The sequence below is a fragment of the Pseudomonas sp. Gutcm_11s genome, assembly GCF_028649395.1.
Classification (GTDB): domain Bacteria; phylum Pseudomonadota; class Gammaproteobacteria; order Pseudomonadales; family Pseudomonadaceae; genus Aquipseudomonas.
In genome coordinates, this window is record NZ_JAQSUW010000014.1 from 377,153 (window position 1) to 396,961 (window position 19,809).

23 protein-coding genes are annotated in these 19,809 nt (G+C 62.4%); 12 read left to right on the forward strand and 11 right to left on the reverse strand.

The annotated features are described in order from the left end of the window. Positions 1-135: 135 nt before the first annotated feature. Positions 136-1,023 (reverse strand): methylisocitrate lyase, encoded by an 888-nt coding sequence (gene prpB / locus PTT45_RS12630; RefSeq protein WP_043307367.1) that lies wholly within the window; start codon positions 1,021-1,023, stop codon positions 136-138. After that, positions 1,020-1,742: a GntR family transcriptional regulator gene (locus PTT45_RS12635; protein WP_273813643.1), complete on the reverse strand. Its 723-nt coding sequence runs from the start codon at positions 1,740-1,742 to the stop codon at positions 1,020-1,022. Before PTT45_RS12635 ends, prpB begins: the two co-directional genes overlap by 4 nt. A 284-nt stretch (positions 1,743-2,026) precedes the next feature. Here PTT45_RS12635 and rloA point away from each other — a divergent pair, with 284 nt between their 5' ends. From rloA to pabB, 4 genes are all read left to right on the forward strand, one after another. After that, the gene (gene rloA, locus PTT45_RS12640; protein ID WP_273814244.1) at positions 2,027-2,563 is read left to right on the forward strand and encodes a retropepsin-like aspartic peptidase RloA; all 537 of its coding nucleotides are present in this window, start codon (positions 2,027-2,029) and stop codon (positions 2,561-2,563) included. 5 nt (positions 2,564-2,568) lie between these two features. Next, entirely contained in the window at positions 2,569-4,095 is a 1,527-nt protein-coding gene (gene rloB, locus PTT45_RS12645) for an osmotic stress tolerance membrane protein RloB (protein WP_273813644.1), read from the forward strand. Between the two features lie 4 nt (positions 4,096-4,099). After that, entirely contained in the window at positions 4,100-5,086 is a 987-nt protein-coding gene (locus PTT45_RS12650) for an alpha-L-glutamate ligase-like protein (RefSeq protein WP_273813645.1), read from the forward strand. A gap of 94 nt (positions 5,087-5,180) precedes the next feature. Beyond that, complete coding sequence (gene pabB / locus PTT45_RS12655) at positions 5,181-6,524, forward strand: aminodeoxychorismate synthase component I (protein WP_273813646.1); 1,344 nt, start codon at positions 5,181-5,183, stop codon at positions 6,522-6,524. Between the two features lie 51 nt (positions 6,525-6,575). Here the strand turns inward: pabB and thrH are convergent, their stop codons facing one another. Continuing rightward, on the reverse strand, positions 6,576-7,193 hold the full coding sequence (thrH, locus tag PTT45_RS12660; protein ID WP_043307374.1) for a bifunctional phosphoserine phosphatase/homoserine phosphotransferase ThrH: 618 nt from the start codon (positions 7,191-7,193) through the stop codon (positions 6,576-6,578). 142 nt (positions 7,194-7,335) lie between these two features. Between thrH and PTT45_RS12665 the strand changes: the two genes are divergently transcribed. Further along, positions 7,336-7,956, forward strand: a complete 621-nt coding sequence (locus PTT45_RS12665) for a phosphoadenosine phosphosulfate reductase domain-containing protein (protein ID WP_273813647.1) — start codon at positions 7,336-7,338, stop codon at positions 7,954-7,956. A 53-nt stretch (positions 7,957-8,009) separates the two neighbouring features. On the opposite strand, the gene cysB is transcribed toward PTT45_RS12665, so the two are convergent. The 3 genes from cysB to PTT45_RS12680 all read right to left on the reverse strand — a co-directional run bounded on the left by cysB (position 8,010) and on the right by PTT45_RS12680 (position 10,048). Then, positions 8,010-8,984 (reverse strand): HTH-type transcriptional regulator CysB, encoded by a 975-nt coding sequence (gene cysB / locus PTT45_RS12670; protein ID WP_273813648.1) that lies wholly within the window; start codon positions 8,982-8,984, stop codon positions 8,010-8,012. A gap of 137 nt (positions 8,985-9,121) precedes the next feature. Continuing rightward, the gene (locus PTT45_RS12675; protein WP_273813649.1) at positions 9,122-9,607 is read right to left on the reverse strand and encodes a universal stress protein; all 486 of its coding nucleotides are present in this window, start codon (positions 9,605-9,607) and stop codon (positions 9,122-9,124) included. Between the two features lie 105 nt (positions 9,608-9,712). After that, entirely contained in the window at positions 9,713-10,048 is a 336-nt protein-coding gene (locus PTT45_RS12680; RefSeq protein WP_273813650.1) for a thioredoxin, read from the reverse strand. Positions 10,049-10,097: 49 nt separating this feature from the next. On the opposite strand from PTT45_RS12680, the gene PTT45_RS12685 reads away from it, so the two are divergent. Further along, positions 10,098-10,520: a PilZ domain-containing protein gene (locus PTT45_RS12685; protein WP_273813651.1), complete on the forward strand. Its 423-nt coding sequence runs from the start codon at positions 10,098-10,100 to the stop codon at positions 10,518-10,520. A 110-nt stretch (positions 10,521-10,630) separates the two neighbouring features. After that, the gene (locus tag PTT45_RS12690) at positions 10,631-11,707 is read left to right on the forward strand and encodes a 3-deoxy-7-phosphoheptulonate synthase (RefSeq protein ID WP_273813652.1); all 1,077 of its coding nucleotides are present in this window, start codon (positions 10,631-10,633) and stop codon (positions 11,705-11,707) included. Between the two features lie 57 nt (positions 11,708-11,764). Here PTT45_RS12690 and PTT45_RS12695 read toward each other — a convergent pair whose 3' ends face one another. Then, positions 11,765-12,043, reverse strand: a complete 279-nt coding sequence (locus tag PTT45_RS12695; protein WP_273813653.1) for a GNAT family N-acetyltransferase — start codon at positions 12,041-12,043, stop codon at positions 11,765-11,767. 580 nt (positions 12,044-12,623) lie between these two features. Here PTT45_RS12695 and oprI point away from each other — a divergent pair. Continuing rightward, positions 12,624-12,875: an outer membrane lipoprotei OprI gene (oprI, locus tag PTT45_RS12700; protein ID WP_003448337.1), complete on the forward strand. Its 252-nt coding sequence runs from the start codon at positions 12,624-12,626 to the stop codon at positions 12,873-12,875. A gap of 129 nt (positions 12,876-13,004) precedes the next feature. Here oprI and PTT45_RS12705 read toward each other — a convergent pair whose 3' ends face one another. The 3 genes from PTT45_RS12705 to PTT45_RS12715 form a co-directional block, all read right to left on the reverse strand. Next, a complete protein-coding gene (locus PTT45_RS12705) occupies positions 13,005-13,958 on the reverse strand; it encodes a L,D-transpeptidase family protein (protein WP_273813654.1) in 954 nt (317 codons plus the stop codon). A 73-nt stretch (positions 13,959-14,031) separates the two neighbouring features. Then, positions 14,032-14,313, reverse strand: coding sequence for a hypothetical protein (locus PTT45_RS12710; RefSeq protein ID WP_273813655.1), 282 nt, complete (start codon positions 14,311-14,313; stop codon positions 14,032-14,034). 56 nt (positions 14,314-14,369) lie between these two features. Beyond that, the gene (locus PTT45_RS12715; protein WP_273813656.1) at positions 14,370-14,975 is read right to left on the reverse strand and encodes an arylesterase; all 606 of its coding nucleotides are present in this window, start codon (positions 14,973-14,975) and stop codon (positions 14,370-14,372) included. Between the two features lie 10 nt (positions 14,976-14,985). Between PTT45_RS12715 and PTT45_RS12720 the strand changes: the two genes are divergently transcribed. The 3 genes from PTT45_RS12720 to greB are packed head-to-tail and all read left to right on the forward strand — an operon-like array spanning position 14,986 to position 18,714. Then, entirely contained in the window at positions 14,986-15,669 is a 684-nt protein-coding gene (locus PTT45_RS12720; protein ID WP_043307387.1) for an ABC transporter ATP-binding protein, read from the forward strand. Beyond that, positions 15,669-18,161, forward strand: a complete 2,493-nt coding sequence (locus PTT45_RS12725) for an ABC transporter permease (protein ID WP_273813657.1) — start codon at positions 15,669-15,671, stop codon at positions 18,159-18,161. The genes PTT45_RS12720 and PTT45_RS12725 overlap by 1 nt, the downstream gene beginning before the upstream one ends. A gap of 40 nt (positions 18,162-18,201) precedes the next feature. Continuing rightward, positions 18,202-18,714 carry a transcription elongation factor GreB gene (gene greB / locus PTT45_RS12730; RefSeq protein ID WP_273813658.1) on the forward strand — a complete coding sequence of 171 codons (513 nt, stop codon included), beginning with the start codon at positions 18,202-18,204 and terminating at the stop codon, positions 18,712-18,714. On the opposite strand, the gene PTT45_RS12735 is transcribed toward greB, so the two are convergent. Continuing rightward, positions 18,701-18,934 carry a class I SAM-dependent methyltransferase gene (locus tag PTT45_RS12735; protein WP_273813659.1) on the reverse strand — a complete coding sequence of 78 codons (234 nt, stop codon included), beginning with the start codon at positions 18,932-18,934 and terminating at the stop codon, positions 18,701-18,703. The two genes, greB and PTT45_RS12735, sit on opposite strands and share 14 nt — an antisense overlap. Before the next feature lie 243 nt (positions 18,935-19,177). Here PTT45_RS12735 and thpR point away from each other — a divergent pair, with 243 nt between their 5' ends. Beyond that, entirely contained in the window at positions 19,178-19,675 is a 498-nt protein-coding gene (gene thpR, locus PTT45_RS12740) for an RNA 2',3'-cyclic phosphodiesterase (protein ID WP_273813660.1), read from the forward strand. Positions 19,676-19,809 lie beyond the last annotated feature (134 nt).

Sequence of the window (19,809 nt, forward strand, 5' to 3'; positions counted from 1 at the left end):
TCCGGTTGCTTGTTCTTGTTGCGCAGGCCTCAAGGCCTGTCGTTCGGTTCGAATGCGGTCGGCAGATATCTCAATCCGCCGAGGGTGCCTGCGGCGAATGACAGCGGTGCGTCATTCGCCAAGCCAGGCTGGTGGTTACTTCTTGCCGGCGGCGAACAGCGCATCGAGCTTCTGCTCGAAGGCGTGGTAGCCAATACGGTCATACAGCTCGGCACGGGTCTGCATCAGCTCGATCACGTCCTTCTGGTGGCCGTTCTGGCGGATCGAGGTGTAGACACTTTCCGCAGCCTTGTTGGCGGCACGGAAGGCGGACAGTGGGTAGAGCTGAATGGCTACGCCCACGGAGGCCAGCTCGTCGCGGGTGAACAGCGGAGTGGCACCGAATTCGGTGATGTTGGCCAGTACCGGCACGTTCAGCGCATCGACGAAGCGCTTGTAGGTCGGCAGGTCATAGGCGGCCTCGGCGAAGATGCCGTCGGCACCCGCCTCCACGTAGCGCTGGCAGCGCTCGATGGCGGCGTCCACACCCTCGGCCTGGATGGCGTCGGTGCGGGCGATCAGGAAGAAGTTCGGATCGGTCTTGGCGTCGGCAGCGGCGCGCACACGGTCGACCATTTCTTCACAGGAAACGATTTCCTTGCCCGGGCGATGGCCGCAACGCTTCGCGCCGACCTGATCCTCGATGTGGGCGGCAGCGGCGCCGGCCTTGATCAGGTTCTTGATGGTCCGCTCGATATTGAAGGCGCTGGGGCCGAAGCCGGTGTCGATGTCGACCAGCAATGGCAGGTCGCAGACATCGGTGATGCGGCGCACGTCGGTAAGCACGTCATCCAGGGTGTTGATGCCCAGGTCCGGCAGGCCCAGGGAGCCAGCTGCCACACCGCCACCAGACAGGTAAATGGCCTGGAAGCCGGCGCGTTTGGCCAGCAGCGCATGGTTGGCGTTGATCGCGCCAATCACCTGCAGCGGCTGCTCGGCTGCGATGGCGTCGCGGAAGCGCTGACCGGGGGTTCTTACACTCATGACTCACCTCGTGTTTTGGACGGGTTGGCGAGCGCTTCCTTGTAGTGGCGCTCGATATTGCGTTTGGAGGCGCCGATGTGACGGCGCATCAACAGCTCGGCCAGCTCGCCGTCACGGTCGGCGATGGCATCGAGAATGCGGTGGTGCTCGGCGAAGGCCTGGTGCGGGCGATTCGGCGTGGTGGAGAACTGCAGGCGATACATGCGTACCAACTGGTACAGCTCGCCACAGAGCATCTGCGTCAGCGTGCGGTTGCCGCTGCCCTGGATGATCCGGTAGTGAAAGTCGAAGTCGCCTTCCTGCTGGTAGTAGCCGACACCGGCCTTAAAGGCAGCGTCCTGCTCGTGCAGCTCCAGCACCCGGCGCAGCTCGTCGATCTCGGCCTGGCTCATGCGCTCGGCGGCCAGGCGGCATGCCATGCCCTCCAGCGACTCGCGGATCTCGTACAGCTCGATCAGCTCGGCATGGCTGAGCGAGACCACCCGGGCGCCGACATGAGGCACGCGCACCAGCAGCTTCTGCCCTTCCAGACGATGAATTGCCTCACGCAGCGGGCCGCGGCTGATGCCATAGGTGCGCGCCAGCTCCGGCTCGGAGATCTTGCTGCCGGGAGGAATCTCGCCCTGCACGATGGCCGCCTGAATGCGGCGGAACACGTTTTCGGCAAGGGTTCCCGAGTCGGCCTGTTCGCTATCCGTTATATCGAGAGCATCTAGCATGATTGTCGACACAATGCGCTTTGGTTGCGGAAAACTATGCCTGCAACAAGGTCATGTCAACGTCAATTATCTAGATTGTCGACAATTGGTCGAGGGCTGGAAAAGCCACACAATCGTGCAATCAACCTGCAGAAACGCTCATAAGCGGCTGTCGCAGCAGAAAAACCCCATGTTAGAATGCCGCCCGCATGCACCGGCCTGGAGCCGCCGCCATGCCTGCTAGACTTCACCCGCCGGCTGCCGCGCCCCGCCGCCGCCCCGACGACGCGAATATCAAAGGATTTATGCGACTCAAGCCTTTCGCCCTCCTCCTCAGCTGCGGCCTGCTTCCCGGCCTGGGTCTCGCCTCCGAAAAGACCGTGTACGGCCTGAACGAATACGTCAGCCTCGCGGACCTCAAGCTGGAAGTTGCCGCCAAACTCGACACCGGCGCCAAGACTGCCTCACTCAGCGCCCGCGATATCGAACGCTTCAAACGTGACGGCGAAACCTGGGTGCGCTTCTATCTGGCTATCGACGATGCTCACGAGCACGCCATCGAGCGCCCCCTGGCCCGTATCAGCAAGATCAAGCGTCGCTCTGGCGACTTCGATCCCGAGGAAGGCAAGAGCTACACGGCTCGCCCGGTGATCGAGCTTGAAGTGTGCATGGGCAAGTCTTTGCACACCATCGAAGTGAACCTGACCGACCGCAGCGCATTCCAATACCCGCTGCTGATTGGCTCCGAGGCGCTCAAACGTCTGGATGCCGTAGTCGATCCCAGTCTTAAATATGCTGCTGGCAAGCCCGGCTGCACCCCTGACGCAAACTCTGCCGAGTAACTCACATGCGCTCTCTTACCCTGCATCTGAAAGTCCTTATCACCCTCCTGGTGACAGTGGGCGTTCTGGTAACGGCCTATCAGATATTCATCCTCGGCATCCCGGTGACCGAAGACGAGACCGATGACCTGTGGAATATCGACGCCAAGGTCGAGTTCCAGGCCAGCCCTCGCGAGCCGGTCAAGGTGCAGATGTTCGTACCGCCGCTGAACCAGGACTATGTGAGCCTCAACGAGAGCTTCATCTCCAACAACTACGGCGTGAGCGTCAACCGCATCGATGGCAACCGCAAGCTGACCTGGTCGGCTCGTCGCGCCAGCGGCAACCAGACTCTCTACTACCGCCTGGTGCTGACCAAGCGCTACAGCGGCGAGCCGGCCAAGGCCAAGGGCCCGATCTTCCGCGACAGCATCTCGGTAGATGGCGCCGAGAAGATCGCCGCCGAAGCCTTGCTCGCCCCCATCCGCCAACACTCGGCCGATGTGCAGACCTTCATCAGCGAGACCATCAAGCGTGTCAACAATGTTGGCGACGACAACGTCAAGCTGCTGCTCGGTGGCGACGCCTCCACGGCCAACAAGGCCAAGGTGATCGACCTGCTGCTGTCCATCGCCCACGTGCCGATGGAACGCGTCCACACCATCCGCCTGATCGCCGACGCCCAGCAGACCCCGGAACTGTGGCTGCGCAGCTTCAACGGTGAAAACTGGCTGTACTTCAACCCGGAAAGCGGTGAGCAGGGCCTGCCCACCGACCGCGTGGTCTGGTGGACCGGCGACGAGCCGCTGGTAAGCATCGAAGGCGGCAAGAAGCCGCAAGTCAGCTTCACCCTGAACAACAGCGAGATGAACGCCATCCGCCTGGCCAAGCTGACCGACGAGAACACCGACGTCGACTTCCTCGAATACTCGCTATACGGCCTGCCGCTGCAGACCCAGCAGACCTACCAGATCATGATCATGATCCCTATAGGCGTGCTGGTGATCCTGATCCTGCGTAACCTCGGCGGCCTGCAGACCCTTGGCACCTTCACCCCGGTACTGATCGCTCTCGCCTTCCGCGAGACCCAGCTGGGCTTCGGCATCGTGCTGTTCACCATCATCACCGCGCTCGGCCTGTCGCTGCGCTCGTACCTCGAGCACCTCAAGCTACAGATGTTGCCGCGACTCTCGGTGGTACTGACCTTCGTGGTGGTACTGATTGCCGTGATCAGCCTGTTCAGCCACAAGCTCGGCCTCGAGCGTGGCCTGTCGGTAGCCCTGTTCCCGATGGTGATCCTGACCATGACCATCGAGCGCCTGTCCATCACCTGGGAAGAACGTGGCGGTAGCCATGCCTTCAAGGTGGCCGTCGGCACCCTGTTCGCCGCCACCCTGGCGCACCTGCTGATGACCATTCCGGAGCTGACCTACTTCATCTTCACCTTCCCGGCTGTGCTGTTGATCATGGTGGGCTTCATGCTGGCGATGGGTCGCTACCGCGGCTACCGCCTGACCGAGCTGTTCCGTTTCAAAGCCTTCCTGAAGGATTGAGCCCATGTTCGGTCTGATCAAGACGTGGAAAGCCCTTGAAGCCAAAGGCATCATGGGCATCAATCGGCGTAACGCGGACTACGTGCTGAAGTACAACAAACGGCACCTGTACCCGATCGTCGACGACAAGATCATCACCAAGGAGCGGGCCATCGAGGCCGGCATCCATGTGCCGGAGATGTACGGCATCATCTCCACCGAGAAAGAGATCGAGAAGTTCGACGAGATCATCGGCGGGCGTACCGATTTCGTCATCAAGCCGGCGCAAGGCGCCGGCGGTGATGGCATCCTGGTGATCGCCGACAAGTTCGAGGGCCGCTTCAAGACCGTCTCCGGCAAGATCGTCAGCCAGGAAGACATCGAGCACCAGCTCTCCAGCATCCTCACCGGCCTGTACTCCCTGGGCGGTCACCGTGATCGCGCGCTGATCGAGTACCGGGTGACCCCGGACCCGATTTTCAAGAGCATCAGCTACGAAGGCGTGCCGGACATCCGCATCATCGTGCTGATGGGCTACCCGGTGATGGCCATGCTGCGCCTGCCGACCCGCCAGTCCAACGGCAAGGCCAACCTGCACCAGGGCGCCATCGGCGTCGGCGTGGACCTGGCCACCGGCATCACACTCAAGGGCACCTGGCTGAACAACAAGATCACCAAGCACCCCGACACCACCAATGCCGTGGATGGCGTGCAGCTGCCCAACTGGGACGGCTTCATGAAGCTGGCAGCAGGCTGCTACGAGCTGTGCGGCCTCGGCTACATCGGCGTGGACATGGTGCTGGACGTGGACAAGGGCCCGCTGATTCTCGAGCTCAATGCTCGCCCCGGCCTGAACATCCAGATCGCCAACGACTGCGGCCTGACCCATCGCGCCCATGCGGTGGAGGCTCGCCTCGCCGAACTGGCGAAAAACGATGTGAAGGAAAGCGTGGAAGATCGCGTGCGCTTCTCCCAGCAGCTGTTCGGCCACATCAAGCCCAAAGAAATCTGAGCCAAGCAGCGACGACAAGGCCCGGCAATGCCGGGCTTTTTCATTGCCAGGCAGACTCTTACAATCGCAAGCCAAGTCCTCCCGAATCCGCCGCATGAGCACCTGCATCGTTCATTCCCTGCCCTATCGGGCCGATCCCGCCGCCTATTTCGCTCTCGTGCGCCAGGCGCCGGGAGCGGTGCTGCTGGATGCCGGGCGACCACAGGCCGAACGAGGGCGCTTCGACCTGCTCAGCGCCTGGCCGCTGCAGACCTTTTCGCCCGCCACGCATGAAGATGGAGAAGCCTTCCTTCAGCGCCTGCGCCAGGGGCTGGATGATCTCGGGCATGCCAACGCGCCAGCTGGGTTGGACCTGCCCTTCACGGGAGGCCTGATTGGCTATCTGGCCTATGATTTTGGTCGCCGCCTGGAACAGCTACCCGGGCAATGCATAGACGACCTGCAACTGCCCGATGCTCGTTTTGGCCTGTATGGCTGGGCGCTGATCAGCGACCACCAGCTGCAGACCAGCCAGTTGGTGTTTCATCCCAAGTTGGCGGCACCCGAGCGCGAACGCCTGACCCAACTGTTCGAGGCGAACGAGCCGCTTGCGAGCCCCCCCTTCGCCCTGCTGCAGCCGTTCCGCGCCAACCTGGATCAGGACAACTACCGGCAGGCCATCGAGCGCATCCAGTCTTATATCCAGGCCGGCGACTGTTACCAGGTCAACTTCGCCCAGCGCTTCCAAGCGCCCTGCCAAGGCGATGCCTGGGACGCCTATAAGACCCTGCGCGCAGCATGCCCCACACCCTTTTCCGGCTTCCAGGCCCTGGATAACGGCGACGCCATCCTCAGCCTTTCCCCGGAGCGATTCCTCCAGGTCAGCCAGGGCCACGTGGAGACACGCCCGATCAAGGGAACGCGCCCACGCGGAGCCGACAGCGCAGAAGACCAGGCCAATGCCGCCGAGCTACTGGCCAGCCCCAAGGATCGCGCCGAAAACCTGATGATCGTCGACCTGCTGCGCAACGATCTCGGACGCAGCTGCCGCACCGGCACGGTCAGCGTGCCAGAGCTGTTCGCACTGGAGAGCTACCCCAACGTTCACCACCTGGTCAGCGCGGTAACCGGTGAGCTGGCGGATGGCTGCGACGCACTCGATCTGATCGCCGGCAGCTTTCCTGGCGGCTCGATCACCGGGGCCCCGAAGATTCGCGCCATGCAGATCATCGATGAGTTGGAGCCGACCCGTCGCGGGCTTTACTGCGGCTCCCTTCTTTATCTCGACGTGCGCGGCGAGCTGGACAGCTCCATCGCCATCCGCAGTCTGCTGATCAAGGACGGCACCGTCAGCTGCTGGGGCGGCGGCGGCATCGTGGCGGACTCGGACTGGCAGGCGGAATACCAGGAGTCCATCACCAAGGTGAAAGTGCTGCTGCAGACGCTGGAAGCGCTTTGAACATCCATAAAAAAGGCCCGCAGATGCAGGCCTTTTTCATTGCGGCGAACCTTACAGGCTCAGCTCGCGATTGGACGCCTTGAGGAACTCGCGCTTGAGATCCTCATAGGTGTGCACCGCCGGGAATTGCGGGAACTCGCGAATCACGTTGTCCGGCGCATGGAACAGGATGCCGGCGTGGGCTTCGCTGAGCATGGTGGTGTCGTTGTACGAGTCGCCAGCAGCGATCACGCGGTAGTACAGGCTCTTGAAGGCGATGACCGACTGGCGCTTGGGGTCTTTCTGGCGCAGCTGATAGCCCACCACCCGATCGGTCTCGTCGGTGATCAGTTTGTGGCACAGCAGAGCCGGGAAGCCCAGCTGACGCATCAGCGGCTGGGAGAACTCGTAGAAGGTGTCGGACAGGATCACGACCTGGAAACGCTCGCGCAGCCAGTCGACGAACTCCACCGCGCCCTCCAGGGGCTTGAGGGTGGCGATCACTTCCTGAATGTCCTTCAGCTTCAGGCCGTGCTCGTCGAGGATGCGCAGGCGCTGCTTCATCAGCACGTCGTAGTCAGGAATATCGCGGGTGGTGGCCTTGAGCGCTTCGATACCGGTTTTTTCGGCGAAGGCGATCCAGATTTCCGGAACCAATACACCTTCGAGGTCGAGGCAGGCGATTTCCACGGGCGACTCCTAACAGACAGTGAGAGGGCCGGCACTCTAGCAGCATGGCGAGTCGCTGGTAAACCGGGCGAGCCGGTGGTTGAGCCCGATCGAGGCTGGTAACATTCTGCCCCTCGAATTGACTGCCCACAGGAATGCTCAGATGACCCTCGATCTGGCTCGCATCAACGCCGAACTCGGGAAAGACGCCGAAAAACTCGTGGAATGGGCCCTGAGCCTGGGCAAGACGGCGATCTGCACCACCAACTTCCGCCCCTTCGAGGCGGTCATCCTGCACATGGTGACTTGCGTCAAGCCGGACACCCAGGTGATCTGGATGGACAACGGCTACAACACCGAAGCGACCTACAAGTTCGCCGACGAAGTCACCAAGCAGCTTGGCCTCAACCTGAAAACCTATCTGCCGCTGCGCTCTCGCGCCCATCGCGAAGCCATCGACGGCCCAGTACCGGCGCTGGACGACCCGCGTCACGCCGCCTTCACCGAAGAGGTCAAGCTGGAGCCCTTCGCTCGCGCCCTGCGTGAAGCCGCCCCGCAGGTCTGGTTCACCGCCCTGCGCGCCAGTGACACCGCCGTGCGGGCACAGATGGACCCGGTGAGCGTCAACCCGGACGGCCTGATCAAGGTCGCCCCGCTGCTGCACTGGAGCTCCAAGGAGCTGTACGAATATCTGGTGAAGCACAACCTGCCTAACAACTTCGACTACTTCGACCCAACCAAGGGCGAAGACAATCGCGAGTGCGGCCTGCACCTCAGTCACTGAGGCTGTAGAACAAAAAAGGGCGCCGAGAGGCGCCCTTTTTCATACCTGGATAATCAGTGCACCGGCAGCTCGACACCGTCGAACAGCTCGTCCAACTCCGCCTTGGTGTGGCACTGCACGGCTTTGGCCAGTACGTCGCGGGTCAGGTGCGGAGCGAACTTCTCTATGAAGTCGCACATGAAACCACGCAGGAAGGTGCCACGGCGGAAACCAATCTTGGTGATGCTAGACTCGAACAGCTCGCTGGCATCGAGGATCACCAGATCGTTGTCGAGTTTGGTGTCCACCGCCATGCGCGCGACAATGCCCACACCCAGCCCCAGGCGCACATAGGTCTTGATCACGTCGGCGTCGGCCGCGGTAAACACAACCTTGGGCGACAAGCCCTTATGGCTGAAAGCCTCGTCCAACTTGGAACGACCGGTAAAGCCGAACACATAGGTCACGATCGGGTGCTCGACCAAGGCCTCCAGCGTCAGCTTCGGCAACTTGGTCAGCGGATGGCCCTGAGGCACGATCACGCAGCGATTCCAGCGATAGCAAGGCATCATCACCAGATCGTTGAACAGCTCCAGACCCTCGGTGGCGATGGCAAAGTCCACGGTGCCGTCGGCCGCCATTTCGGCAATCTGCGTCGGCGAGCCCTGGTGCATGTGCAGGGCCACCTCAGGGTACTGTTTGATGAAGCCACTGATCACCGGCGGCAGTGCATAGCGCGCCTGGGTGTGAGTGGTAGCGATGGACAGCGTGCCCTTCTTCTCGTTGGAGAACTCCTGGGCAATTTGCTTGATGCTCTCAACCTTGCGCAGGATTTCGCCGGCGGTGGTGATGATCCGCTCGCCAGCTGGAGTTACTCGAGTCAGGTGCTTGCCGCTGCGGGCAAAGACTTCGACGCCCAGCTCATCCTCCAGCAGGCGGATCTGCTTGCTGATACCGGGTTGCGAGGTATAGAGGCTCTGCGCGGTGGCGGAGACGTTGAGGTCATGATGCGCCACTTCCCAGATGTAGCGCAGTTGCTGCAGCTTCATAGATGTCCCTCAAAGCAGATAGACGCTGACCGAATTTGCCGACACAGCGATATAACCATATTAACGGTTTAGAGATAAAACTAGACGATTTTTTGAGTTGTGCATGCCGTTCGTCTAACGACTGGCGATAAGGGTCGCTAGCGATGCTGCAGCATCGGCACCAGGTAGACCGGAGTGTCCGACAGCTGCAACAGTCGTGCTGCCGTTCTGCCGAGCGGAATATCGTGCGCCGCGCCATGGCTGTGACTGCCTACGACCAACAGATCGACGCCTAGTTTCCGTGCCTCTTCGAGAATCACCTGGGCCGGATCTCCCTGCACTACTCGTACGCTGCGGACTATCTGCATGTCCTGCTGTTGCTCCCCCATCTCATCACGGAAGCCTTCCAGCACGCGCTGCTCGATGCTGGCCATTACGGTGGTCAGGCCCTTGCTGCGCAGTTCCTGTAGCGTCTTTTCATCTAGATAGGTGTTCAGTACCGACTCGGCGAACAGCCCCATTGGCTCGACTGCATGCACGACATGCAATTCAGCATTAAAAGCCTTGGCGAGAGACAACGCGTGCTGCAGCACGTAAGGGGCATAGAGCCCCAGATCGGTGGCATAGAGAATCGAGCGCAGCATGGGGCCTCCTGAAATACCGCTAGGGCCTACAGCAAAGCTTAGCAGCGCTATTCGGCCGCCTCGGGATAGCCCATTGGCATTCAGGCAAGCTCTTGGAAAGAGCCTTCAAGGCAACTCGTCAGGCTCACGCGCCAAAGCTTGTTCCAGCATTGCAGAAAGCACGCCAGAGCGGAGTGCGGATTGCAAACTGCCAAAAAACTGGCCGTCACCAACCAGAAACAGGCTTGGCAAGTGGAATACCTCATAGCGCTGTACCAGCCCAGCGTTATTGCCGGCGTCCACCCAGCACAGGCGGTCAACGGCAAGTCCCATTCCAGGCAGTTCACGGCGCGCCCAGCGGCAACTGGCACAACCTATGCTGGTAAATATGAGCAGAGAGGTACCTGGCAGCTCCAGCAACCGACGATCAGCGTCGAAGTCTGTTAACTCCAGGCTGGGCACTATACTGTTCACGAGTGATGTCAAATGGATGGCATCCGGAGTAGTCACAATGCGTCGTTTTTTGCGTCACCCGAGCGATATGCCCGTGGAACTGGTCCAGCGCAAGCATGCATTCCTGCCGCGACAGCGCCTGAACAATATCAGCCTGGGCGGCGTAGCGTGTAATTCCAGCAAGGGATTTCGCAAAGGCACGGCCGTTGAGTTGCGCATTCCCTTGCTTGGCGAGCAGGCCTGCTATCCAGGCGTGGTGGCGTGGTGTCGCAAACAGCAGCCCGACAGTTATCTGGTGGGCATCGCCTTCATCGACGAAGACACCCTGTTCCGCGCCCGCATGGTCGAGCAGGTCTGCCAGATCGAACACTACCGCCACCAACGCGAACAGGAACTGGGCAAGCCATTGGAAGTAGAAACCATCGCCCGCGAGTGGATAGCCCTGCACGCCGCCGAGTTCCCCAGCACGCAAATCCACTGATCCTGCCATTGTCTAGGCAGCCTTGAACGCGTTAAGGTTCCTGTCCCCCGCTGCGCCCCATGATTCCGCCTGAAGAGGCGCTCGGCTCCCGTGACCTGACGAGTACCACGATGGCTGATTTACCGATTGACGATCTCAACGTTTCATCCAATGAAACCCTGATCACCCCGGCGCAGCTCAAGCGCGAAATCCCCCTCACCGAAGCAGCACAGCGCACAGTGGCGCATGGTCGCCAGGTGGTTCGCAACATCCTCGATGGCAAGGATCACCGCCTGTTCGTGGTGGTAGGCCCCTGCTCCATCCATGACATCAAGGCCGCCCACGAATATGCCGAGCGCCTCAAGGTGCTGGCTGCAGAGGTTTCTGACAGCCTGTTCCTGGTCATGCGCGTGTATTTCGAGAAGCCGCGCACTACCGTCGGCTGGAAAGGCCTGATCAACGATCCCTACCTGGATGACTCGTTCAAGATCCAGGATGGCCTGCACATCGGCCGCCAGCTGCTGCGCGACCTGGCCGAAATGGGCCTGCCGACAGCCACCGAGGCACTCGACCCCATTTCCCCGCAGTACCTGCAGGACCTGATCAGTTGGTCTGCCATTGGCGCTCGTACCACCGAGTCCCAGACTCACCGCGAGATGGCCTCGGGCCTGTCCTCGGCCGTGGGCTTCAAGAACGGTACCGACGGCGGCCTGACCGTGGCGATCAACGCCCTGCAATCGGTCTCCAGCCCGCACCGTTTCCTCGGCATCAACCAGGAAGGCGGTGTTTCCATCGTCACCACCAAGGGCAACGCCTACGGTCATGTGGTGTTGCGCGGTGGCAATGGCAAGCCCAACTACGACTCTGTCAGCGTTGCGATCTGCGAGCAGGAACTGGCCAAGGCCAAGATCAGCCCGAACATCATGGTCGACTGCAGCCACGCCAACTCCAACAAGGACCCTGCTCTGCAGCCGCTGGTCATGGAGAACGTGGCCAACCAGATCCTCGAAGGCAACAACTCCATCGTCGGCCTGATGGTGGAAAGCCATCTGGGCTGGGGCAGCCAGTCGATCCCGAAAGATCTTTGCGATCTCAAATACGGCGTATCCATCACCGACGCCTGCATCGATTGGGATACCACCGAGAAGACCTTGCGCAGCATGCATGCCAAGCTCAAGGACGTTCTGCCCAAGCGCCAGCGCGGCTGACGATCGCAGAAATGAAAACGCCGGGCATTGCCCGGCGTTTTTCTTTGGGGCCTCAGCTCAATGCTTGAGCTGGCGCTGACGGCGCTCCAGGTAGCGCTCCACGTAGGAGCAGGACGGAATCACCGTGTAACCCATGGACTCGGCGTACTCCAGCGCCTGTTCGGTCAGCGCTGCAGCAATGCCGCGGCCACGCAACGGATTCGGCACAAAGGTGCGGTAGATGTCGAGCGTCTGCTTGCCCAGATCCATGTAGGCCAGATAGGCGCGGTGGCCGTCGATCACGGCCTCGAACTGATGACCCGCCTGGTCATGGTGGATGGACAACCCCTCGCTCATTTCATCTCCTCATTGCGCACTAGAAAACGCCTCTACCTTAACGATCTTTTCCCGCCAGAGAAACAATTCAGTCGTCTTGTTGGCAGTTAGAGGGTGCCAATCAGCCGCGCCAAGAATCAACTGTAGCCCCATGTTGGCCACATCGAAGACTCCCGGCACCAACCATCTCGCCTGACTCAACTTCTGCCCCCTGCGGGCAGAGCATCGACCTGCAAAAGCCTACTGGGTTCCATTATCCCGCCAAGCAACCCGTGAGTCAGATATAGACCTTGCGAAACTACATCTCGCGCATCCCTCAGTCGCACAGTTCTTATCGAGCGGCACAAGTAACGATCCGGGAAAAATGCACTGTCGTACCAACAAAAAGACCAGCGGAGTTAGCCTAACTTCGCTGTAGAACCTCGGGAACTGTATGTTTTTTAAACAGAAAACAATAAAACCCAAGCGGATCGTGATTTTTTTTGCATCCCTTGCTTCCGCTCGGTTTACTTACTAAAAGTAATGGGTAGTATGTAGCCCGGCTAATTTCCCACGATCGGGAAATTGCTTTTCATGGAAAGTCCACCTTAAGGGGAACACGATGAACAACGTTCTGAAATTCTCTGCTCTGGCTCTGGCCGCCGTTCTGGCCACCGGTTGCAGCAGCGTATCCAAAGAAACCGAAGCCCGTCTGACCGCTACCGAAGACGCCGCTGCCCGCGCTCAAGCTCGTGCAGACGAAGCCTACCGCAAGGCCGACGAGGCTCTGGCTGCTGCTCAGAAGGCTCAGCAAACTGCTGACGAAGCCAACGAGCGCGCTCTGCGTATGCTGGAAAAAGCCAGCCGCAAGTAATTCTTGCCAAGGCTTTGAAGAAGCCGATTCGGTTCGCCGAGTCGGCTTTTTTAATGCCCGCGATTTATTCCGGGCATTAAAAAAGCCCGCTTACATCGCTGCAGGCGGGCTTTTGAGTGCAGCAACAAATCACATTTCCAGAGGCGCAGCCTCATGGTTGGCGACGGCGTCCTGCGGAATGGCGATCTCGATCGGCATCCCATCTTCGGACGCGACTACCTCGCGCACCATTTCCCAATCCAGGCGCATGCTGCCGCCCAGCTGCTCATTCTTCAGCAGGGCATTGATGACCGCAGTGTGCTTGTCCACTACGGAAGGCTCGCCGCTATCACTCAGAGGCTCGTGAGCTTCCAGATAGACCTTGCCGCCACTTACACCAAACTTGTACGGCTCGTTGATGATGCGCACAGAAGTACCGACCGGCGCCATTTTCGCCAGCTCCAGCACGTTGTTGTTGAGCATGCGGAAGCAGCCATGACTGACGCGCATGCCGATGCCGAACTTCTTGTTCGAGCCATGAATGAGGTAGCCCGGAGTACCCAGGGTGAACTTGAACGGCCCCAGCGGATTGTCCGGACCCGGCGGCACGTAGGCCGGCAGCGGATCGCCGTCGGCGGCGTGTTCGGCGCGGATGGACGCAGGTGGCGACCAGCCCGGGTTCGGTGTCTTGGCGGTCACGGTGGTGTGTGCGATCGGCGAGCCCCAGCCTTCACGACCGATACCCAGCGGGAAGGTGTGCACCACATTCTGCCCTTTGGGGAAGTAGTACATACGGTATTCGGCCAGGTTGATCACGATGCCTTCGCGCGGTCCCGGCGGCAGGATGTAGCGAGTCGGCAGGATGATCTCAGCACCCTCGCCAGGCAGCCAGGCGTCGACGCCCGGGTTGGCGGCCACCATTTCCAGATAGCCAAGGTCGTTGGCCGTAGCGAGGTCGGCAAAGGTATCTTCGTACTTGGCCTTGATCACCTGGATCTGACCGACGATATCTTCGCCCGGTGGCGGCAGAGGCAGCTCGAGGGCGGCGACAGGGCCGGCCACGATCAGGCTGGCGAAGCTCAGGGAGCGGGCGAGCGACAACATCCGTAAATCCTTGGCATGAATGGCTGATGGAAAGTTGAAGATTGTACACCGGCCGCAAGCGCGCCGGGAGGGCTCAGGCGTCAGGCCACAGGGGCCTTTCTCCTTGGCGCTGCGCCTCCAGTACCTGGCGGCAATGGGGACACAGGCGCCTGTCGCGCAGATCAGGCCGCTCCACATCACGCATCGCCGGCAAGGCCGGGACCAGGCCACCGCATAGCGTCCGGTCGGCGAAACCACCCAGCTCCAGCTGACGCGCGACCAGATGCACCCTCGCCTCACGGCACGCGAACAGATCCAACTGCTCGTCGGGAACGATCAGCTGGTAGGCGTATAGGGACCAGGCAGGGCGCGGCATTCAGGGCTCCGGGGCGGGGTCGCCACGATAGCCGAAAGCCAGCAGGCGGGGAAGGCTCAGAGCAACGGCTCCAGGGTCGGCCAGACGTTATCCAGCATCTTCGACTGAGCCGCAGCGGCAGGATGGATACCGTCCGCCTGCATCATGCCCGGCACGCCACCGACACCTTCCAGCAGGAAGGGCACCAACGGCACCTGTCTATCTGCGGCTAGGTCGGAGTAGACCTGGGCAAAAGCCTGGGTGTAGCGCTGGCCATAATTTGGCGGCAGACGCATGCCCAGCAACAGCACGCCGGCCCCCGATGACTGGGATGCATCGACCATGCGAGCAAGATTCTGTTGCAATTGCGCCGGAGGCTGGCCACGCAGGCCATCGTTGCCACCCAGCTCGATAATCACCAGCTGCGGCCGATGCTGCGAAAGCAGCGCCGGCAGCCGCGCCAAGCCGCCTGAGCTGGTATCGCCACTGATCGATGCATTGACCACCTGGTGCTCGAAACCACCCTCCTGCAGGCGTTTCTGCAGCAGGGCGACCCAACCCTGTCGGGTATCCAGTCCCAAAGCGGCGCTGATACTATCCCCGACCACCAGGACGGTGCCGGCCAGTGCGCCCTGGGCCCACAGCAACAGTGTCAGGGCACCGCCAATCCACAACGCACGCATCGGACTCTCCATGAGCGCAAGCATTCTTTCTGCGCGGCACCTTAGCAAAGTGGTTCCCAGCACGGAAGGCGAGCTCGCCATCCTCCACGACCTCTCCCTGGACCTGGCGAAAGGCGACAGCCTGGCCATCGTCGGCAGTTCCGGCTCCGGCAAATCCACCCTCCTCGGCCTGCTGGCCGGGCTCGACCTGCCCAGCGGCGGCGAGGTGGAGCTGGCAGGAAATGCCCTGCAAGCGCTGGACGAAGATCGTCGAGCGCGGGTGCGCGCCGAACACGTCGGCTTCGTGTTCCAGTCCTTCCAGTTGCTGGACAACCTGAACGCGCTGGAAAACGTCATGCTGCCACTGGAGCTGGAAGGCCGCAGCGACGCTCGCCAGCGCGCAGCTGCCCTGCTGGAGCGCGTTGGCCTGGGCCAGCGTTTCAGCCACTACCCGCGCCAGCTCTCCGGCGGAGAACAGCAGCGCGTGGCCATCGCCCGCGCCTTCGCCGCAGAGCCGGCCATCCTGTTTGCCGACGAGCCCACCGGTAACCTCGACAGCCATACCGGCGAACGCATCAGCGACCTGCTCTTCGAACTGAACCAGGAGCGCGGCACGACTCTGGTGCTGGTCACCCACGATGAGCGCCTGGCCCATCGCTGCCGGCGCCTGATCCGCCTGGAAGCCGGGCATCTGGTCGACAGCGTGGAGCCCTGATGATCACTCGCATGTTCACCCTGGCCTGGCGCCAGCTACTGCGTGACGCACGCTCAGGTGAGCTACGCGTACTGTTCTTCGCCTTGCTGGTGGCAGTCGCCGCCAGTACCGCCATCGGTTACTTCGGTGCCCGCCTCAACGGCGCCATGCTCCTGCGTGCCACCGAATTTCTCGGCGCCGATCTAGTGCTGAACGGCAGTGCACCCGCCGCACCCGAGCAGATTGAGGCAGGCCGCGCTCTGGGACTGGCACATGCCCAGGTGGTCGAGTTTGCCAGCGTGATCAGCGGCGACCAGGGCATCCAGCTCGCCAGCATCAAGGCTGCCAGCAGCGGCTATCCATTGCGTGGCGAGCTGAAAAGCGCAGCACAGCCCTACGCAACCGAGCAGCCTGGCGGCGGCCCGCAACCCGGCGAGGCCTGGGCCGAGTCGCGCCTGTTCGCCGCTCTGGACCTGAAAGTCGGCCAGACCATCGAGGTCGGCAACCGTCAGCTGCGCCTGACCCGCGTGCTGACTTACGAACCGGACCGCGCCGGCGACTTCTATAGTCTCACCCCTCGCGTGCTGATCAACCTGGAGGACCTGGCCTCCACGGGCGTGGTGCAGCCTGGCAGCCGCGTGCGCTACCGCGAGCTATGGCGCGGCGACGGCGAAGCCCTGGCGCGCTACCGCCAGGAGATGGAGAAAGGTCTCGCCGCTCACCAGCAACTGGAGGATGCCCGCGACGGCAACCGCCAGATCGGCGGCGCCTTGGGGAGAGCCGAACGCTATCTGAATCTGGCCAGCCTGGCCGCCGTGCTGCTGGCCGGCGTCGCCGTGGCGCTGTCGGCTGCACGCTTCGCTGCCCGTCGCTTCGACAGCAGCGCCCTGCTGCGCTGCCTCGGCCTGTCACGCCGCGAGGCGCTGAGCCTGTTCGGCCTGCAACTGGCCATGCTCGGCCTGATCGCGAGCCTGGCCGGCGCCCTGCTCGGCTGGTTCGGCCAGCTCATTCTGTTCAAGCTGCTGCAGGGGCTGCTTCCTGCAGGAGTGCCGCCGGGCGGGCCGCTGCCGGCGCTTGCTGGCATGGCTACCGGGCTGGTGGCGCTGGCCGGCTTTGCCTTGCCACCGCTCGCCGCACTGGGCCGGGTGCCGCCACTGCGGGTGCTGCGCCGCGACCTGCTGCCGGTCCCGCCCAGCTCCTGGCTGGTGTACGGCGCCGCGCTGCTGGCCCTCGGCCTGATCATGTGGCGCCTGAGCCTGGACTTGAAGCTGACCCTGGGCCTGCTCGGCGGCGGCCTGCTTGCCACCCTGCTGCTCGGCGGCGCTCTGTTGTTCGGCCTGAATGCGCTACGCCGCATGCTCGCTCGCGCCTCACTGCCCTGGCGCCTGGGCCTGGGGCAACTGCTCCGCCATCCGCTAGCCGCCGCCGGTCAGTCGCTGGCGTTTGGCCTGATCCTGCTGGCGATGGCGCTGATCGCCCTGCTGCGCGGCGAACTGCTGGACACCTGGCAGAACCAGCTACCGGACAATGCGCCCAACCATTTCGCCCTCAACGTGTTGCCCGATGAGCGCGAGGCCTTCGCGGCCAGCCTCGCTCAGCTGTCGCCGCACCCGGCGCCGCTCTATCCGATCGTCGCAGGGCGACTAACGCTGATCAACGGTGAACCGGTCCGGGAGATCGTCAGCAAGGACAGCCGCGGCGAGCGCGCTGTGCAGCGCGACCTCAGCTTGACCTGGGCCGCCGATCTGCCAGAGGGCAACCAGCTGCTCGCCGGTCAATGGTGGCAAGCGTCCGCGCAGGACGAGCTGCCTGGCGTATCCGTGGAGTCGGAGCTGGCCGAGAGCCTGGAGCTGAAACTGGGGGACGAGCTGACCTTCAGCGTCGGTGGCATGGAGCGCAAGGCGCAGGTCAGCAGCCTGCGTCAGGTGAAATGGGACAGCTTCCAGCCGAACTTCTACATGATCTTCGAGCCTGGAACCCTGCAGGACCTGCCCGCCACCTACCTGACCAGCTTCTACCTGCCGCCGCACAGCGAGAAGCGCCTGGTAGAGCTGTCGAGGCAGTTCCCCGCAGTCACCCTGCTGCAGGTGGATGCGCTGCTGGAGCAGCTGCGCAGCATCATGGCCCAGGTCAGCGTAGCGATAGAGTACGTGCTGCTATTCGTCCTCGCCGCAGGGCTGACGGTGCTGTTCGCCGGCCTGCAGGCCACCCTCGACGAGCGCCTGCGCCAGGGCGCCCTGTTGCGTGCCTTGGGTGCGGAGCGACGCCTGCTGCTGCGAGCCCGCCGCGCTGAGTTCGGCCTGCTGGGCGCCGGCAGCGGCCTGCTGGCGGCAGTGGGCTGCGAACTGGCGAGTTTCCTGCTGTATCGCTACGCGCTGGATCTGCAATGGCAGCCGCATCCCTGGCTGCTGCTGTTGCCGCTGATCGGCGCGCTACTGGTCGGGGCGGCGGGCGTCTGGGGCACGCGCCGGGCGCTCAACGCCTCGCCGCTGACGGTGCTGCGCGAAGTCTGAGCTTGTTAGAATCGCCCGACCTCGAGACTTCGCGAACACCATGAGCCGTTATCGCCCGCCCCGTACCGCCGGTACTCCATTGATCACCCCCGAAGGCGAGGCACGCCTGCGCGCCGAGCTGCACGAGCTGTGGCATGTGCGGCGCCCCCAGGTGACCCAGGCCGTCAGCGAGGCCGCCGCCCTCGGCGATCGCTCGGAGAATGCCGAGTACATCTACGGCAAGAAGATGCTGCGCGAAATCGATGGCCGGGTACGCTTCCTCACCAAACGCCTGGAGAACCTCAAGGTGGTCGACACCCGCCCGGGCGACCCCAACAAGGTCTACTTCGGCGCCTGGGTGACCCTGGAAGACGAGGAAGGCAACGAATCGCGCTATCGCATCGTCGGCCCAGACGAGCTTGACCTGAAACAAGGGCTGATCAGTATCGACTCCCCGCTGGCCCGCGCCCTGGTGGGCAAGGCGCTGGATGCCGAGGTGCGCGTACAGGCGCCTGGCGGCGAGCAGGAGTTCTACATCACCGCCATCGACTACCCAGGCTTCAGCGCAGACTGATCAGCCCCTGACGCGCGACCCGTACCAACTGGCCGATCAGATCATCGCTCACCGGCTGGGCCTCGGCGCCGACTACCACCAGGTCGAACGCATTCGCCGGCAGGCTGGCCAGTACCTCCACCTTGGGAGTGGCAAAGCGAATCAGGAAGTTGCGCGACGCCGGCCAGTTCTTGGGCCAGCCTTCGAGGCTCTTGAGCAGACGGGGTTGGTGGCTGCCCACCAGAAGTACATGCGGATGGCGATTTGCCGCGGCGGGCGGCAAGGGGGAAAAATGCAGATGGGTACGCGGACAACTCATGGATACAGTCTCTGCCTCATAGTCCCGCCGGACTGCGGTGGGAGGCGACACCGGCCAGCGCTTTAGCGGTATTCGCCCAACCGGGCAGCGCCCCGCAAGTTGCTCTTAAATCGGCGCTATGGGGTGCGATCCTAAAAATGCCGCTCCGCGCTGTCAAGGAAAGCCATGTTGCGACTGTTCTTCGCCCTGCCATGTCCCGCCGAAATCGCCCGGCAAATCGATGCCTGGCGACAGCCACAGCATCTGGATGGCCGGCTCGTACCTGTCGCCAACCTGCACGTGACGCTGGCGTTTCTCGGCCATCTGCCAGAGAGCCGACTGCCCCTGCTCAGGCAGTTGCCGCAGCAGCTGCCGCTGAGCGAGCTGGCTTTCGATCTGCAACTGGATCGTCTCGATTGCTGGCATGGCGGGCTTCTGCACCTGGCTCCCAGCCAGCTGCCCGCTGAACTGATGGCCCTGGCCGGAGGGCTGCGGCAGCTGTTGGATACAGCTGGGCTACCCGGTGACGGACGCGCCTACCGCCCCCACCTGACACTGGCACGCGAGAGCAGCCGTCCTCAGGTGCCGACACCGCTCAGCGTCCGCTGGCGTGCCGAGGAACTGGTGCTGTACCAATCCGAGCAAGGCGGCTATCTGCCCCTGGCAAGCTGGCCACTGGGGTGAATTAGTCGAACAGGAACCGCCAACAACAAGCATTCCTGTTTCTCAAGGTAACAACTCCCCAGCGCAGCGGCAGCCCTTCAACCATGCGGCTCCCGCCGCAAACGCCCGTTTAGAGCTTGCGTTCTAAATTTAGC